The organism is Rhodocaloribacter sp. (assembly GCF_056451265.1).
Genome location: NZ_JBWOPL010000030.1, coordinates 1 through 13,546 on the forward strand (window position 1 = coordinate 1; position 13,546 = coordinate 13,546).

13 protein-coding genes and 1 pseudogene are annotated in these 13,546 nt (G+C 66.5%); 13 read left to right on the forward strand and 1 reads right to left on the reverse strand.

Annotated elements, in window-relative coordinates; translation table 11 throughout:
- The 13 genes and pseudogenes from AC1HIY_RS04340 to AC1HIY_RS04400 all read left to right on the forward strand — a co-directional run.
- Nucleotides 1-637, forward strand: a pseudogene (locus tag AC1HIY_RS04340) (hypothetical protein); the annotation flags it as partial.
- On the forward strand, nt 637-1,392 hold the full coding sequence (locus AC1HIY_RS04345) for an SIR2 family NAD-dependent protein deacylase (protein WP_479575484.1): 756 nt from the start codon (nt 637-639) through the stop codon (nt 1,390-1,392). The pseudogene AC1HIY_RS04340 and the gene AC1HIY_RS04345, both read left to right, overlap by 1 nt.
- Nucleotides 1,393-1,552: 160 nt before the next feature.
- The gene (locus tag AC1HIY_RS04350; RefSeq protein WP_479575485.1) at nt 1,553-2,536 is read left to right on the forward strand and encodes a vWA domain-containing protein; all 984 of its coding nucleotides are present in this window, start codon (nt 1,553-1,555) and stop codon (nt 2,534-2,536) included.
- Between the two features lie 36 nt (nt 2,537-2,572).
- A complete protein-coding gene (locus tag AC1HIY_RS04355) occupies nt 2,573-3,601 on the forward strand; it encodes a VWA domain-containing protein (RefSeq protein WP_479575486.1) in 1,029 nt (342 codons plus the stop codon).
- 41 nt (nt 3,602-3,642) lie between these two features.
- Complete coding sequence (locus tag AC1HIY_RS04360; RefSeq protein ID WP_479575487.1) at nt 3,643-4,377, forward strand: tetratricopeptide repeat protein; 735 nt, start codon at nt 3,643-3,645, stop codon at nt 4,375-4,377.
- 31 nt (nt 4,378-4,408) lie between these two features.
- Nucleotides 4,409-6,295, forward strand: a complete 1,887-nt coding sequence (locus tag AC1HIY_RS04365) for a BatD family protein (RefSeq protein ID WP_479575488.1) — start codon at nt 4,409-4,411, stop codon at nt 6,293-6,295.
- Between the two features lie 2 nt (nt 6,296-6,297).
- A complete protein-coding gene (locus tag AC1HIY_RS04370) occupies nt 6,298-7,053 on the forward strand; it encodes an SH3 domain-containing protein (RefSeq protein ID WP_479575489.1) in 756 nt (251 codons plus the stop codon).
- Between the two features lie 240 nt (nt 7,054-7,293).
- On the forward strand, nt 7,294-7,938 hold the full coding sequence (locus AC1HIY_RS04375; protein WP_479575490.1) for a thymidine kinase: 645 nt from the start codon (nt 7,294-7,296) through the stop codon (nt 7,936-7,938).
- A gap of 210 nt (nt 7,939-8,148) precedes the next feature.
- Nucleotides 8,149-8,862: a succinate dehydrogenase cytochrome b subunit gene (locus tag AC1HIY_RS04380; protein ID WP_479575491.1), complete on the forward strand. Its 714-nt coding sequence runs from the start codon at nt 8,149-8,151 to the stop codon at nt 8,860-8,862.
- On the forward strand, nt 8,862-10,796 hold the full coding sequence (locus AC1HIY_RS04385) for a fumarate reductase/succinate dehydrogenase flavoprotein subunit (protein WP_479575518.1): 1,935 nt from the start codon (nt 8,862-8,864) through the stop codon (nt 10,794-10,796). The genes AC1HIY_RS04380 and AC1HIY_RS04385 overlap by 1 nt, the downstream gene beginning before the upstream one ends.
- 149 nt (nt 10,797-10,945) lie before the next feature.
- On the forward strand, nt 10,946-11,689 hold the full coding sequence (locus AC1HIY_RS04390; protein WP_479575519.1) for a succinate dehydrogenase/fumarate reductase iron-sulfur subunit: 744 nt from the start codon (nt 10,946-10,948) through the stop codon (nt 11,687-11,689).
- A gap of 70 nt (nt 11,690-11,759) precedes the next feature.
- Nucleotides 11,760-11,957, forward strand: a complete 198-nt coding sequence (locus AC1HIY_RS04395; RefSeq protein WP_479575492.1) for a hypothetical protein — start codon at nt 11,760-11,762, stop codon at nt 11,955-11,957.
- Nucleotides 11,958-12,011: 54 nt separating this feature from the next.
- On the forward strand, nt 12,012-12,473 hold the full coding sequence (locus AC1HIY_RS04400) for a thermonuclease family protein (RefSeq protein WP_479575493.1): 462 nt from the start codon (nt 12,012-12,014) through the stop codon (nt 12,471-12,473).
- Nucleotides 12,474-12,479: 6 nt separating this feature from the next.
- Here the strand turns inward: AC1HIY_RS04400 and AC1HIY_RS04405 are convergent, their stop codons facing one another.
- Nucleotides 12,480-13,451: an RsmB/NOP family class I SAM-dependent RNA methyltransferase gene (locus AC1HIY_RS04405; protein WP_479575494.1), complete on the reverse strand. Its 972-nt coding sequence runs from the start codon at nt 13,449-13,451 to the stop codon at nt 12,480-12,482.
- Nucleotides 13,452-13,546 lie beyond the last annotated feature (95 nt).

The following is a 13,546-nucleotide window of genomic DNA, read 5'->3' on the forward strand; positions in this document are numbered from 1 at the left end:
GACGCCGCCCGAGCGGATGACCGGAGCGAGCGAGCCGCCGGGCGCGATGCCGCCTGCGGGCGGGGATGCGATGCCGTCGCGCCCGACTCCGGCGCCTGTGCCTGAGCCGATGAAGCGCCGCCTGCGTCCGGTCGATCTCGTGCCGGCGCTCGTCGGCGCGGTGACGGCGGTTTACGGCGGCCTGGCCAACCTGCCGCCGCTGGCGCTGGCGCTCTTCTACGCGCTTCCGGCCCGTCGGCTCACCCCTCGCTCGCGCCGTCCGCTGGCGGACACGCTGGCGATACAGGCGGGGCTGTACACGTGGCTGCTCGCGGGCTACGTGCTCGCGCCCGAACGGGTGGCCGAGCCGTGGGTGGCGAGCGCCTTCGTGCTGGCCGTCGTGGCGGGGTTGGGCTGGCTGATGATTCGCCCGGGGTGGCTGCCGGCGCTCGCGCTCGGCCTCGTCCATGTGCTCGCGCTGGCGCTGGACGTCCCCGGCCTGTTCGAGGGGCCGTGGGGCAGCCCGGCGCACCGCGCCCTCACCGTCGAGGCCGTGCTTCGTCTCGCCGCGCTCGTGACGATGGCGCTCGGCGTACGGGCCGTACGTGCGAAAGACGACGCCTCCGTCCCTCCCGGTCCCCGAACCGCTCGAACATGATGCCGCACGCTCCATTCACCGACACCCTCGTCGAACGCCTGGCGCGCGCCCGCAGCGTCGCGGTGCTCACCGGCGCGGGCATCAGCGCCGAGAGCGGCATCGCCACGTTCCGCGAGCCCGGCGGGATCTGGGAGCGGTTCAGGCCGGAGGAGCTGGCAAACGTACGCGCGTTCCTCCGCAATCCTGAACTCGTGCAGGCATGGTACGCGCACCGCCGCGCCCTCGTCGAGGAGGCGGAGCCGAACGCCGGCCACCTGGCCCTCGCCGAACTCGAAACGATGATCCCGGATTTTACGCTCATCACGCAGAACGTGGACGACCTTCACCGCCGAGCCGGGAGCCGCAACGTCGTCGAACTGCACGGCAACCTGACCCGGAGCTTTTGCATCGACTGCCGCCGCCCCGCCGCGGAAGCCGACCTGAGGATGCTCGCTTCGGGCGAGCCCGCGCGGTGCCCGGACTGTGGCGGCTATCTCCGCCCGGACGTGGTGTGGTTCGGGGAAATGCTCCCGGTGGAGGCGCTCGAGACGGCGCATGAGGCCGCGCGAAGGGCCGACGTTTTTCTGAGCATCGGGACGAGCGCGGTCGTCTATCCGGCGGCGGAGATCCCGCTCCTCGCCCGTGAGCACGGCGCGTACGTGGCGGAGGTCAACGTTGCGCCGAGCGCCATCGCCGGAGACGTGGACGAGGTGGCGCTCGGACCGGCGGGGACGGTCTTGCCCCGGCTTGCGGCGGCCGTCCGGGCGCGGAGATAAAGAGTTGAACGATAAAAAGTTAGGGGTCGTATGGGACGAAGAACGTTCGGGAGACTCCGGCGTTTATGCGTGAGCGAACGGCGGGCGGAGGCCCGGAGGGATCGCGCCGAGGGCGCGCCTCGGAGCACCGGGAAGAACCTGAGATAAACGGTTGAGCGACATGGCGTTTGCAGAACCCGGATGGTTGTGGTTGATGATCCTCGTCCCCGTGGTGGGGGTTTGGACGTGGCGGCGTGCGCGCCGGGAGGACGGGCTCCGTTTCAGCAACGTGGCCTCGGCGCAGGCGGCTCCGAAGACGCTGTGGGCACGCATGGGCCTGCTCCCGCCGCTGCTGAGGATGGGCGTGCTCGCGCTCGGCATCCTCGCGCTGGCGCGCCCGCAGGAACGCAACGTCACGCGCGAGCGCTTCGCCGAGGGCGTCGACATCATGATGGTGCTCGACACCTCCACCTCGATGCGCGCGCAGGACTTCCGCCCGAACCGCTTCGAAGCCGCCCGGCAGGTGGGCGAGGAGTTCATACGGGGGCGCGTCTCGGACCGCGTCGGGCTCGTCGTCTTCGCCGCGAAAGCGTACACGCAGGCCCCGCTCACACTCGATTACGACTTCCTCCTCTCGATGCTTCGTGAAGTCGAGGTCGGCGTGATCGAGGACGGCACGGCCATCGGCACGGCCCTCGCGATGGCCGTCAACCGGCTGAAGGACACCGAGGCAAAGAGCAAGGTGGTCATCCTCCTCACCGACGGGCAGAACAACCGGGGCGAACTCAGCCCCGAGACCGCCGCCGAGGTGGCCGCCACCATGGGCGTGCGGGTCTATGCCATCGGCGTCGGCGCGGAGGGCGAGGCGCCCTTCGTCGTCGATCACCCCTTCGCCGGACGGCAGCGCCGCATGGTGCCCGTCGAGATCGACGAACAGATGCTTCAGGCCATAGCCGACAAAACCGGCGGGAAATATTTCCGCGCCACCAATAACGAAGCCCTGCGGGAGATTTACCGCGAGATCGGCGAGCTGGAGACGACGAAGATCGAAGAGCGGACGTACACCGACTATGACGAGCGTTATGCGTCCTTCCTCTGGCCCGCCTTCGGATTGCTCCTGCTCGAATTGCTCTTGACGAACACCCGGCTCCGGCGGCTTCCGTAAGCTTTTCCGCCGACCTCAAACTTTTGCGACGACCTCATGGACTGGCTTCATCCGACGTATTTATGGGCCCTTGCGGCGGCGCCGTTGGCGGCGGCGCTTTTCCTGTGGGCGGCGTGGCGGCGGCGCGAGGCGTTCCGGCGGCTCGGCGACTTCGACCTCGTGACGCGGCTGACCTCGGTGAGCGCGCGCCGGCGGCGCTGGAAGGGCGCCGTGGTCGTGCTCGGCGTGCTCTTCATGGCCGTGGCGCTGGCCGGACCCCGCTTCGGATCCCGGCTCCGCGAGGTCAAGCGAGAAGGCGTGGACCTCGTCATCGCCCTCGACGTGTCCCTCTCGATGCAGGCGCAAGACGTGGCCCCGAACCGGCTCGAGCGCGCCAGGAACGAGATCAAGAAAATGCTCGACGAGCTCCGGGGCGACCGTGTGGGGCTGGTCGTTTTCGCGGGCGATGCCTTCATCCAATGCCCGCTCACCACCGACTACGGTGCGGTCCGGCTTTTCCTCGACGTGGCCGACCCCTCGCTCATCCCCACCCCCGGCACCGACTTCGGCGCGGCGCTCCGCATGGCGCTCAAGGCGTTCAAGGCGCCGGCCGAGGACGCCGAAGAGAAGCGCACGCGCGCCCTCCTCTTCGTCTCCGACGGTGAGAACCACACGGCCGGGATCGAAGAGATCCTCGAGGAGGCTCGGAAGGAGAACGTCGTGATCTTCGCGGCGGGGGTGGGCGAGACCGAGGGCACGCTCATTCCCGTCTACCGGAACGGTCGCAGGGTCGATTACAAGAAAGACCGCGAGGGGCGCGTTGTGACGACGAAACTGGAGGAGGACGCCCTGCAAAAACTGGCCGAAGGCGGGGCGTACTTCCGCATTGCGCGTACGTCGAGTTCGCTCTCGAAACTATCCACTGCGCTCGAACGGATGGACAAGACGACGTTCGGAGAAGAGAAATTCGAGGAGTATGAGGAAGAGTATCAGTGGCCGCTGACGCTGGCGCTCCTGCTCCTTGCCGCCGAGCTCTTCGTCAGCGACCGGCGCAAACGCGCGCCACGATCCCCGGCGACGGCCTGACCGGTTTCGGACCCCTTTGAACCCTTTTTCCCTCGACCGAGATGATGCGATCCCTGGTGATCTTCTTCGTGCTTCAGATGGTGGCGACCCCTGCGGGCGGAGACGGCTCGAAGCAGGGCCGCGTGGGCAACGACCTGTACCGGCAGGAACGGTATGCCGAGGCCGCCGACGCCTATCGTGCGGGACTGGCGGCGGCGGAAGGCCGACCGACGGGCGCCGTGCGGACGGGCCTGTTCAACAACCTCGGCGCCGCCCTCTACCGGCAAGGCGACTTCGAGCACGCCGCGCAGGCGTTCACAGCCGCGACGGGGACCGCCTCCGACGATGCCGACTTCGCGCGAGCCGCCTATAACGCGGGCAACAACGCCGTTCGGCAAGAGGACCTGGAGGCGGCCGTCGAATGGTACAGGAAAGCCTTGCTGGCTCGCCCCGATGACGAGGACGCCAAGTTCAATTACGAGTTCGCCCGGCGCCGGCTGGACCAGCAACAGCAGCAGAATCAGGAGCAACAGCAGCAGAACCAGGACCAGCAACAACAGCAGAATCAGGAGCAACAGCAGCAGAACCAGGACCAGCAACAGGATCAGCAGAGCGAGGATCAGCAACAACAGCAACAGCAACAGCAGCAACAGCAACAACAGCCGACGAATCCCGACGAACTGAGTCCGGAGGAAGCCGAACGCATTTTGCAGGCCCTGGAGAACGAGGAGGAACAACTGCTCCGGCAGGTGCAAAAAATGAAGGCGCGCCCGCGTCGGGTGGAGAAGGACTGGTAGGGGGCGAAAGCGAACGGAAGAAGGGGGAACGATGAACAGAAGCGTCTATATCACCTCGGCGGTCTTTGCGCTTGCGGCGATGGTCCTTGCGGCCAGGCCCGTCGAGGCGCAGCCGAAAGTGACGGCGTCGGTGCGCGAGACCACCGTCGGTGTGGAGGAGCGGGTGGTATACACCATCGAGGTGCAGGGCAGCCGGCTCTCGCAGATCGAGACGCCGCAGGCGCCGGAGGCGGAGGGCCTCACGCTCGTGCAACGCTTCCCGAGCACCTCGCGCAACATCTCCATCGTCAACGGCAACATGCAGCAGAGCGTCGGCTATCAGTGGACGTACCAGCCCACCGGTGAGGGGACGGCGCGCATCGGCCCGGCGCGCGTGACGGTGGCCGGAGAGGTGTATACGACCGAGGCCATCACGCTCACCGTCGTGCCGCAGGCGCAGCGGCCCACGCGCGGTCGCCGCCGCGACCCCTTCGCCGGCTTGCTCGACCCCTTCGCGGACCGTGACCCCGAACCGCCGAAAGAGGAGACCCCCGCGCCCGAGGATCTGTTCATCCGCGTCGTCCCGGCCAAGCGCACCGCTTATCAGAACGAACAGCTCACGGTCGAATACCAGCTTTTCTTCCGCGACGGCATTCAGTTGCGCCAGAGTCGGCTGACCGACTCGTGGGACGCCGAGGGCTTCTGGCGCGAAGAGCTCGACGTCGACACGCGCCCCATCCCACGCGACGTGGTCGAGGGGGGGCTGCGGTACCATACCATCGTGCTCAAGCGGGCCGCCGTCTTTCCCACGCATGCCGGAGCGTTGCGCATCGACCCGCTCCGCATCGAGACCGAGGCGATCATCCCGCAGCGCACCCGCGATCCCTTCGAGAGCTTCTTTCTGCGCTCGCGCCGGTACCGGCCCATCGACGTAGCCTCGGCCCCGTTGACGATCCGCGTGAAACCCCTGCCGCCGAATCCGCCGCCGGGCTTCCGCGGGGCCGTAGGGCAGTTTAGCATGGTCACCCGGGTGGACCGCACCGCTCTGGAAGCGGGCGAGTCGCTCCAGCTCAAGGTCGTCCTCTCCGGTGACGGCAACTTCGCCACGCTGGAGGCGCCGCCCTTCACCGCGCCGAACGTGTTCGAGCAGTACGAGCCGGAGGTCGCCTCCTCCATCGATCGGAGCGGCCGGCGCATCCGGGGCACGAAGACCTTCACGTACGTGCTCGTCCCCCGCTCGCACGGGACGTATGAGTTGCCCCCGGTCACGTTCTCCTATTTCGACCCGCAGGCGGAGCGCTATCGCACGCTCACCTCGGAGCCGCGCGTGATCCACGTCACCGGCGCGGCGGAGACGACGCCCCCCGTCGGGGCCACCGCCGCCGGACTCCCGGTGGACGACATCGCCGGGCTGCTCATCGACGGCGCATCGTGGACGCGCACGGACCGCCGGCCCCTCCACCGCAACCCGTGGACGTACGCACTCTTGCTGCTGCCCGCCCTTGCGCTCGGCGGACTGGCGCTCTATCAGCGCCACACCCGGCGCCTCGCCACCGACGTCTCGTACGCCCGTAACCGTCGCGCGCATCCGATGGCCCGCAAGCACCTCCGGGAGGCCGAGACGCTCCTCCGGAAAAACGAACCGCGGGCGTTCTATGCCGAGCTGGAACGCGCCGTTCTCGGCTTCATCGGCAATCGGCTCAACATTGCCGAGACGGGTCTGACACGGCCTCAGCTCGACGAGCGCCTTGCCCGCGCCGGCATCCCCGACGACCTCCGGCAGGACCTCCGGCAATTGCTCGAAGAATGCGATCGGATCCGCTTCGCTCCCATCCTCCCGGACCGCGCCGCCATGGAAGCCGCCCGCGACCGCGCCGGACGACTCATCGCGGCTTTCGACGAGCGGTTCAAACAGGAATCAATGCCGGTGAACGTATAGTCATGCGCACGTTGCTTCTCATAGTGCTCTTCTCGACGACGCTCCTCTCGCCCGCGCACGCACAGGTGGAGCAGGCAGTGCAACAGTTCGACGAAGGCAACCGACAGTATCTCGAGGGAAACTACGCCGCCGCCGTGGACGCCTATCAAAAAGCCCTCGCGACCGGGTATGCGAGCGATCTGCTCTACTACAATCTGGGGAACGCCTACTATCGCCTCGACGCATTCGGGCAGGCGATCCGGTACTATGAGAAGGCGCGGCGGATGATGCCCGAGAATCGGCAACTGGCGCACAACCTGAGCATCGTCCGTGCTCGCCTCGTCGATCACTTTTCGGAGGCGCCTGCGCCGTTCTGGCGGGAATGGTGGCGAAAGGTGGTGGCCCGGACGGGCGCGTGGGGGCTTTTCCTCGGCGGGCTCTTCTGCTATCTGATCGCCGCCGGGCTGTGGGGCTATCGGATCCGGCGGGGCGTTCCGAATCCGTGGCGTCGTCGCGCCCTCGCGGTCTCGTCGACGCTCGCGATGCTCTTGCTGGCGGCGGCTTTCGCGGCGTCCTCCGGCGGAGAGGCCCGGCGGGGCGTGGTCGTGGCCGAGCGGGCGGATCTCCGTGCGGGGCCGAACGAGACGGCGGAGACCGAGCGCGTCATCCACGAGGGCGTCGTCGTCGACGTGACGGCGACGGAGGGCGCATGGGTGAAGGTGCGCCTGCCGAACGGCGTCGACGGCTGGCTCCGCGCCCGCGCGCTCGCCGACATCTGAGCCGGGGCGCCGCCGCCCTTCCGAGGCGCGCCGCCTGCATCAAAGGTCCGGAGCACGTATCTTGCCCCATCCGGGCCCGCCGTGCTCACACACTCCGGTTGCTCTCGTTCGGTAGACGGAGTCGAGAGGGGCACGGCGCAAGCTTGCTTCTCGTGCTCCGTGCGCCCTGCGAACGACGCCCGGAGCCATGTTCGAGCATGCCGGCGCTTTTGGCATCCCTCCCACCGTAGTATTCGTCTTATGGAACCCCACGTCTTTCACCGGGACAAGAAGCCGGGATGGATCGAGGTCATCTGCGGATCCATGTTCAGCGGGAAAACGGAGGAGTTGATCCGCCGGTTGAAACGGGCGCGCATCGCCCGTCAGCAGGTGGAGATCTTCAAGCCGGCGCTCGACAACCGGTTCGCCGAGTCGGAGGTCGTCTCCCACGATGAGAATGCCATTCCTTCCACGCCCGTCGACGCGGCGGCGCAGATCCTTCTGCTCGCCGGCGGGGCCGACGTCGTCGGCATCGACGAGGCGCAGTTCTTCGACGCGGCCCTCGTCGAGGTTTGCGAACAGCTCGCCCGCGACGGCAGGCGCGTCATCGTCACCGGGCTCGATCAAGACTACCTCGGCGCGCCGTTCGAGCCGATCCCGCAGCTCATGGCCGTGGCCGAGTACGTGACGAAGCTCCACGCCATCTGCGTGGTCTGCGGCGCGCCCGCCAACCACTCGCAACGCCTCGTCCGCGACGGGCATCGCCTGCTGCTCGGCGCGAAGGAGTCCTACGAGCCCCGGTGCCGCCGTTGCTTCGATCCGCACGGCGGCGTCTCGACCGAGGCGCAGAAGTCCGAGACGCCGGCGGCATCGGAGCCCGCTCCGCCCCCGAGCCGCCTCGTCTGAACGCGCGTGCGCGGGGCGGCATGGGGCCGCGCATGGGCGTAACTCCCGGTCCCGATGGCGCACCCACGGCTATCTTCTCGCCTTGCGAGAGGCCATTTTTTAGGAAGGGATGAAAGCCGAAAATCTTTGGGGGGAACAGGGGGAGGCGGTGTCATTCTTTGCCCGTTTGGTTTACCTTAGGGGCGGTTTGCAAACCTGAACCGGGATGCTATGAACACGACCAAACGCCAATCCTTTATTAAATCGCCGGTTGGGAAAAAAATCCTGACCGGCATAACCGGGCTGGGGCTCGTGATCTTCGTGATCGAGCACATGTCGGGGAACCTGATCCTGATGCTGGAGGGCTCCGATGCGTACAACGCGTACGCTCATTTTCTGGAGCGTCTCGGCCCGATTCTGTATCTGCTCGAACTGGGGCTGCTGGCTTTCTTCGTCTTTCACATCGTGCTCGGGATCAACATCTGGCTGGGCAAACGCCGGGCGCGCACGCATCGATACGTGAAGTACCGGAGCGCGGGCAAACCGAGCATGCAATCGCCGAGTTCGCGGAGCATGATCATCACGGGAGGGATCCTGCTGGTGTTTCTGGTCATCCATCTGGTCTCGTTCAAGTTCGGGCCGGGCGGACCGTTGCATGCCGATCCGGCCTACGTGACCACAGTCAAGGGGGAAGTGATGCGGGACCTCTCGAAGCTGGTGCTCGAGAAGTTTCACCACCCGGCGTATGCATTCGGCTATCCGATCGTGATGCTCTTGCTGGGGGTGCACCTGAGGCACGGCATCTGGAGCGCTTTTCAGTCGCTCGGCGCGACGAACCCGCGCCTGACGCCCATCCTCTACGCCCTCGGTGGATTGCTTGCTCTGCTGATCGCCCTCGGCTTTCTGGTTCTTCCCTTATGGATCTACTTCGGAGGCGCCGCGTGATGAATACCGAAACGACCACCAAGAAGCTTGACGCTAAAATCCCGGACGGGCCGTTGCGGGAGAAGTGGGAGCATTACAAGGAGATCTGCAAACTCGTCAGTCCGGCCAACAAGCGCAAGCACACGATCCTCGTGGTGGGCACCGGGCTCGCCGGCGGCTCGGCGGCGGCTTCGCTGGCCGAACTCGGCTATAACGTCGAGAGCTTCTGCATTCAGGATTCTCCGCGCCGGGCGCACTCGATCGCGGCGCAGGGCGGCATCAACGCGGCGAAAAACTACCCCAACGACGGCGACAACGTCTGGCGGCTGTTCTACGATACGATCAAGGGCGGCGACTACCGCTCGCGTGAGGGCAACGTCTATCGCCTGGCGCAGGTCTCGAACAACATCATCGACCAGTGCGTGGCGCAGGGGGTCCCGTTCGCCCGGGAGTACGGCGGTCTGCTGGCGAACCGCTCCTTCGGCGGCGCGCAGGTCTCCCGCACGTTCTATGCGCGGGGGCAGACGGGACAGCAACTCCTCCTCGGCGCGTATCAGGCCCTGAGCCGACAGATCGAACAGGGGCAGGTCCGGATGCACGAACGCCGGGAGATGCTCGACCTCGTCGTCATCGACGGGCGCGCGCGCGGCATCATCACACGCGACCTCGTCACCGGCCGGATCGAGCGCCACGTGGGCGATGCCGTGCTCCTGGCCACCGGCGGCTACGGCAACGTCTATTACCTCTCGACGAACGCCAAGAACTCGAACGTCACGGCTGCCTGGCGGTGCTACAAACGCGGCGCGTTTTTCGCCAACCCGTGCTTTACCCAGATCCACCCGACGTGCATCCCCGTCTCGGGCGACTATCAGTCGAAGCTCACGCTGATGAGCGAAAGCCTCCGCAACGACGGTCGCGTGTGGGTGCCGAAGAAAAAAGGCGACAAACGCCCGCCGAACGAAATCCCCGAAGACGAGCGCGACTATTACCTCGAACGCAAATACCCGAGCTTCGGCAACCTCGTCCCCCGAGACGTCGCCTCCCGCAACGCCAAACAGGTGTGCGACGAGGGCCGGGGCGTGGGCGAAACGGGACAGGCCGTCTACCTCGACTTCCGAGACGCCATCGAACGGCTGGGCCGGAAAACCATCGAGGAACGCTACGGGAACCTCTTCGAGATGTACGAGCGCATCACGGGCGAGAACCCGTACGAGGTGCCCATGCGCATCTATCCCGCCGTGCACTACACGATGGGGGGGCTCTGGGTCGATTATGAACTCATGAGCACCATCCCCGGCCTGTACGTGCTCGGCGAGGCCAACTTCTCCGACCACGGCGCGAACCGCCTCGGCGCCAGCGCCCTCATGCAGGGCCTGGCCGACGGCTACTTCGTCGTGCCCGCGACGCTCGGCAACTACATCGCACAGGGGGGCCTCGACGGCGTCGGGACCGACCACGAAGCCTTTGCCGAAGCGGAAGACAAAGCCCGCGCGCGCCTCGAAAAGCTCCTGAGCATCAACGGCGACAAGACCGTGATCGAGTTTCACCGCGAACTCGGCAAGATCATGTGGGATTACGTCGGGATGTCGCGGAACCGGGAAGGGCTCGAGTACGCCATCGGGGCCATCGCGAAGCTGCGAGAAGAATACTGGCAACGCGTGAAGGTGCCGGGCGAGGAGGCGATGTACAACAAATACCTCGAATTCGCCGGACGCGTGGCCGATTTCCTCGAACTCGGTCAGCTCATAGCGCAGGACGCCCTCCACCGCGAAGAGTCGTGCGGGGGGCACTTCCGCGAGGAATACCAGACGCCCGACGGCGAAGCGCTTCGTCGGGACGACAAGTTCGCCTACGTCGCGGCGTGGGAGTACACCGGAGACCCGGCGCATCCCCGGCTGCACAAAGAGGAACTCAAGTTCGAGAACGTGAAGCTGACGACGCGAAGCTATAAATAGTCGCTTCCGAACGAACAGGGAAAGTCTCATGTGTGAAACGGGACGGAGCATCGGATCGCGCGAGGGCGCATCGGATCACGGCAGCCGACGCGCGCTTCACGGCTCTTCCGTTTGACCAAAGAACGAATCTCGGTATGGCAAAGAAGACGATGACCATTCACCTGAAGATCTGGCGGCAGCCCGGTCCCGATGCGTCGGGGCGGCTGGTCGACTATACGGTCGAAGCGAATCCCCACATGTCGTTCCTCGAAATGCTCGACGTGCTCAACGAGGACCTCATCAAGAAGGGGGAGGAGCCGGTGGAGTTCGACTACGACTGTCGGGAGGGCATCTGCGGCTCGTGCGGGGTGGTCGTCGACGGCATTGCGCACGGCCCCCAGCAGCGCACGGCGGTGTGCCAGCTTCACATGCGCCACTACCGTGACGGCGACACCATCGTCGTCGAGCCCTGGCGCGCCGAGGCCTTCCCCGTCATCCGCGACCTCGTCGTCGATCGCGGCGCCTTCGACCGGATCATCTCCGCGGGCGGATATGTCTCCGTCAATACGGGCAGCGCCCAGGACGCGAACAACCTGCCGGTCCCGAAGCCGAATGCGGACCAGGCGTTCGACTATGCCGCCTGCATCGGGTGCGGCGCGTGTGTGGCGGCGTGTCCGAACGCTTCGGCGTCGCTCTTCACGGCGGCGAAGATCGCGCACCTGGCCCTTTTGCCGCAGGGTTCGCCCGAACGTCATCTCCGGGTGGAACGCATGGTCTCGCAGATGCAGGCCGAGGGCTTCGGGGACTGCTCGAACCACGCCGAGTGCGAAGCCGTCTGCCCCAAAGGGATCTCGATCTCGGCCATCGCCCGCATGCGGCGCGAGTACGTGAAAGCCTGCCTCGCGGGCGGATGAACCGCTCCCGAAACGTTTGCGTCGCGGCGGATTATCACCGGAGTGGTCTCATCGGTCCGATCTTTCCGGCATGTATTTCACTCCTGAACGTCTCTTGCTCATCGCCGTGGTGATCTCGCTCATCAGTGCCGACGGCGTGTACCGGGCCTGGCGTCAGCGCCGGGATGGGCGCATCAGCCCCCGGCTGTTCACCGGATATGTCGCCACACTCGCGCTCGGAAGCACCCTGGCGTGGGTGGGCTTCCTCGTCGAATGGCTTGACGCTTGATGCGTCCGGGCGTTTGAACGATTAACGGATGACCGAATCAAAGAGGCAACGCCCATGTCCCGCACCCCCCCTGAATTCGATGAGCACCCGGCCGGCTATGCAGACGCCAACGACCGGGGACTCAACCGCGCCGTGTGCCGCTACGTGGTCGATGGCGACACGGCGGATTTCTTCGTCGACCTCGGATGGATGCAATACGGATACGTGACCGTGCGTTTTTACGACGTGGACACGCCCGAACTGCGCGGCACGAGGGGCGCCGAACGGGAAGCGGCCTTCGCCGCCAAAGCCCGCGTCCAGGAGCTGTTGCTCGATAAGCCCGTGCTGCTCAAGACGTACAAAGACGCCACCACGTTCGGCCGCTTCGTGGCGACGATCTGGTTCGCCGCGCCGGACGACGGAACGTTCCCCGTATTCGATGCCACGTTCAAGCTCGACCCGGGCGACGACCATGCGTGGGTTTCCATCGCGGACGTGCTCAAGCACGAGGGACGCATCAAGGCCGCCTTTCACTGACGTCGGCTATCGGAGCGTGCTTTCGAGCTTCCGAATTTTGCACACGAAGAAGCCTTCCATGATCGGCGAGGGGAGCAGGCGTCGGGCGTGGGCGAGGCGGGCATCGAAGCGTCGGCCGCGCCAGGCTTCGAGGGGCGGCTGCGCGTCGTCGAGCGCGAGGCCGAGCGGCTCGGCGCGAAGGGCGTCGCCGAAGGTTCTGAAGAGGCGGTGGATCGCGGCTTCGTTCTCCTCCGGCGCCAGGGAGCACGTCGCGTAGACGAGCACGCCGCCGGGGCGGAGGCATTGCACGGCGGAGAAGAGCAGGCGGCGCTGCTTGCGCGCCATCTCCTTGATCTTGCGCGGGCTCCAGTAGGCGTACGATTCCGGGGCGCTCGTGTGGAAACGTCCTTCGCTCGAACACGGGGCGTCGAGCAGGACGCGGTCGAAGTGCTCGGGGCGATGCCGCCAGACCGTCGCGCCGTCGCGGAGGAAGGTGCGCACACGCGTGGCGCCCTGTGCCTCGAGGTTGGCGCGGAGGCGGAAGAAGCGGCTCTTGACGGCCTCCACCGCCGCCACCTCGCCCGTATTCCGCATCCGGCAGGCGATCTGCAGCGTCTTGCTTCCCGGCGCGGCAGCGAGGTCGAGTACGCGCTCGCCCGGTTCCGGCGCGAGGGCTTCCACCGGGATCATGCTCGCCAGGTTTTGCGGATAGATCCACCCGCGTGCGTAGGCGTCCGAGGCCAGAAGAGCCGCCCGTTCGTGCGCCGGAACGCGGAAGGCATCGGCTTTCCAGGGGACCTCGTGAAGCGTCAGCCCCGCCGCCGTCAGGTGTTCGACGACGACCTCCGGCTCGGCCCGGAGCGTATTGATGCGGAACCCGGCGTCGCGCGGCGTGAGGAACGCGTCGAGCACGGCGTCGAGTCGCTCCGGAGGAACGATGGCCGCGAGACGCTCGAGAAAAGGCTCGGGGAAGGGGAGGAGGCGCTCCGGAAGAGCCATGGAGGGATGCGGGCGTTTAGCTGCGTGCGAAGGGCGCCGGGTAGACGGAACCGAAAAATTTGCCCGGCCGAGACCGTATGAATCCCCCGGTCGGT

Bases quoted from the DNA above. Each gene is read 5' to 3' on its own strand.
- AC1HIY_RS04390 (WP_479575519.1), top strand. From the start codon at position 10,946: ATGACCATTCACCTGAAGATCTGGCGGCAGCCCGGTCCCGATGCGTCG.
- AC1HIY_RS04375 (WP_479575490.1), top strand. From the start codon at position 7,294: ATGGAACCCCACGTCTTTCACCGGGACAAGAAGCCGGGATGGATCGAG.
- AC1HIY_RS04400 (WP_479575493.1), top strand. From the start codon at position 12,012: ATGTCCCGCACCCCCCCTGAATTCGATGAGCACCCGGCCGGCTATGCA.
- AC1HIY_RS04380 (WP_479575491.1), top strand. From the start codon at position 8,149: ATGAACACGACCAAACGCCAATCCTTTATTAAATCGCCGGTTGGGAAA.
- AC1HIY_RS04395 (WP_479575492.1), top strand. From the start codon at position 11,760: ATGTATTTCACTCCTGAACGTCTCTTGCTCATCGCCGTGGTGATCTCG.
- AC1HIY_RS04350 (WP_479575485.1), top strand. From the start codon at position 1,553: ATGGCGTTTGCAGAACCCGGATGGTTGTGGTTGATGATCCTCGTCCCC.
- AC1HIY_RS04385 (WP_479575518.1), top strand. From the start codon at position 8,862: ATGAATACCGAAACGACCACCAAGAAGCTTGACGCTAAAATCCCGGAC.
- AC1HIY_RS04405 (WP_479575494.1), bottom strand. From the start codon at position 13,451: ATGGCTCTTCCGGAGCGCCTCCTCCCCTTCCCCGAGCCTTTTCTCGAG.
- AC1HIY_RS04345 (WP_479575484.1), top strand. From the start codon at position 637: ATGCCGCACGCTCCATTCACCGACACCCTCGTCGAACGCCTGGCGCGC.
- AC1HIY_RS04360 (WP_479575487.1), top strand. From the start codon at position 3,643: ATGATGCGATCCCTGGTGATCTTCTTCGTGCTTCAGATGGTGGCGACC.
- AC1HIY_RS04370 (WP_479575489.1), top strand. From the start codon at position 6,298: ATGCGCACGTTGCTTCTCATAGTGCTCTTCTCGACGACGCTCCTCTCG.
- AC1HIY_RS04365 (WP_479575488.1), top strand. From the start codon at position 4,409: ATGAACAGAAGCGTCTATATCACCTCGGCGGTCTTTGCGCTTGCGGCG.
- AC1HIY_RS04355 (WP_479575486.1), top strand. From the start codon at position 2,573: ATGGACTGGCTTCATCCGACGTATTTATGGGCCCTTGCGGCGGCGCCG.